This window comes from Aerococcus sp. L_32 (genome assembly GCF_050689315.1).
Map to the genome: position 1 here is coordinate 1 of NZ_JBOEQF010000336.1, position 2,114 is coordinate 2,114.

Consider the following 2,114-nt stretch of genomic DNA (forward strand, 5'->3'; position numbering starts at 1 on the left):
AATGGTTCACAATTCTTCGTTGTAACAGCTAAAGAAGTACCTGCACAAATGTTAGGACAACTAAAAGCTGGTGGTTGGCCAGAAGAGATCATCGAAGCTTACAGCGAAAACGGCGGAACACCATGGTTAGATCAAAAACATACTGTATTTGGTCAAGTGGTTTCCGGAATGGACGTTGTCTACAATATTGAAGACCAACCTCGTAATGCATCAGACAAACCTTTAGAAGAAGTTGTCATTACTAGTGTTACTTTTGAAAACGAATAAGCTACACACTAGAAAGGATCCAACTTCATGACAACTAAAGAATTTCCATACCACATTGGTGATGTAGTTGAAGGTGAAGTGACAGGTTTACAACCATATGGTGTCTTTGTTCAATTAGACGAAGACCATCAAGGATTAATCCACATATCCGAAATTAATCACGGTTATGTGAGCAACGTGGAGGATAAATTTACCATCGGACAAAAACTGACGGTAAAGATTATCGATATCGATGAGTTTACCAGCAAAATGAGTTTGTCAATTCGAGCATTAAAGAAACTTGCAACCTCTAATAAACCTGCTAAGAATGCTTGGCCTAAAAAACGTCCTGCACCAAAAATTGGCTTTGTTTCTATAGAAGAACAATTGCCAGGGTGGGTTGAGGAAGCACTACAAAAGATGGCTACAAAATAATATTTTATAAATGAGGAGTATTAAAATGGGACATATTAAATTTGATTATAGTAATACTGACCAATTTATTGCAGAACACGAATTAACACAAATGCAACCGTTAGTTACGGCAGCCGATACAATCTTACGTGAAGGTACTGGTGCAGGTAGCGATTATATTGGTTGGGTTGATTTACCAAAAGCATATGATAAAGAAGAGTATGCACGCATTAAAAAAGCTGCAGCTAAGATTCAATCTGACTCAGATGTATTAGTTGTATTAGGTATCGGTGGTTCTTACTTAGGTGCTAAATCAGCAATCGACTTTTTATCTCATTCATTTTCAAACTTACAATCTAAAGAAGAACGTAAAACACCACAAGTCTTCTTTGCAGGTAATAGCTTAAGTTCAACTTACATTGCTGAATTAATCGAAACAATTGGGGATCGAGACTTCTCTGTAAACGTTATTTCTAAATCAGGTACGACTACCGAAACGGCTGTAGCATTCCGTATTTTCAAAAAATTACTAGAAGAAAAATATGGTGAAGCAGCTAAAGAGCGTATTTATGCAACAACGGATAAAGCAAATGGTGCATTAAAATCTGAAGCTGATGCTGAAGGATACGAGTCATTCGTTATTCCTGATGCAGTTGGTGGACGTTTCACTGTATTAACACCAGTTGGTTTATTACCAATTGCTGTTTCAGGTGCAGATATTGATGCCTTAATGCAAGGTGCTGCTGACGCGATGGAAGCATACAGTGATGCTGATTTAAGTAAAAATGAAGCTTATCAATATGCTGCATTACGTAATGTCTTATACCGTAAAGGTAAAGTAACTGAGCTATTAATCAACTATGAACCAAAATTACAATACTTCTCAGAATGGTGGAAACAACTATTTGGAGAATCAGAAGGTAAAGATGGTAAAGGGATTTACCCATCAAGCGCCAACTTCACAACTGACTTACACTCTCTAGGTCAATACATCCAAGAAGGGCAACGTAACTTATTCGAAACAGTTGTTAAAGTAGAAAAACCAAGTAAATCAATTGCAATTCCCGCATTTGATGAAGATTTAGATGGTTTAGGCTACTTAGAAGGTAAGGATGTAGACTTTGTAAATACTAAAGCTTTCCAAGGTACTGTATTAGCCCATACTGATGGTGACGTACCTAACTTCGTGTTAACCATTCCAGAAATGGATGCTTACTCTTTAGGTTACATGATTTACTTCTTTGAAATTGCAGTAGCAATTTCTGGTTACTTAAATGGGGTAAATCCATTCAACCAACCAGGGGTAGAAGCATACAAGAAAAATATGTTTGCTTTATTAGGAAAGCCAGGATTCGAAGATTTAGCAGCAGAATTGAACGAACGGTTGAAATAAGTGGTTTAAAATCACGATCAAAGAAATGTCGAACAGAGATGTTCGGCATTTTTTGTATTTT

Annotated in this window: 3 protein-coding genes; all 3 read left to right on the forward strand. The window is 36.8% G+C overall.

Going from position 1 to position 2,114, the window contains the following annotated elements; translation table 11 throughout:
* A partial coding sequence (locus tag ACRCJ0_RS12560; protein ID WP_431390645.1) for a peptidylprolyl isomerase occupies positions 1-267 on the forward strand: 267 nt, incomplete at its 5' end.
* 27 nt (positions 268-294) lie between these two features.
* A complete protein-coding gene (locus ACRCJ0_RS12565) occupies positions 295-681 on the forward strand; it encodes a CvfD/Ygs/GSP13 family RNA-binding post-transcriptional regulator (RefSeq protein WP_016897569.1) in 387 nt (128 codons plus the stop codon).
* Positions 682-706: 25 nt separating this feature from the next.
* Positions 707-2,053, forward strand: coding sequence for a glucose-6-phosphate isomerase (locus tag ACRCJ0_RS12570; protein ID WP_197558925.1), 1,347 nt, complete (start codon positions 707-709; stop codon positions 2,051-2,053).
* Positions 2,054-2,114 lie beyond the last annotated feature (61 nt).

What these genes read in the sequence shown, in the direction of transcription:
- ACRCJ0_RS12565 (WP_016897569.1), top strand. Translation starts at nt 295, where the DNA reads ATGACAACTAAAGAATTTCCATACCACATTGGTGATGTAGTTGAAGGT.
- ACRCJ0_RS12570 (WP_197558925.1), top strand. Translation starts at nt 707, where the DNA reads ATGGGACATATTAAATTTGATTATAGTAATACTGACCAATTTATTGCA.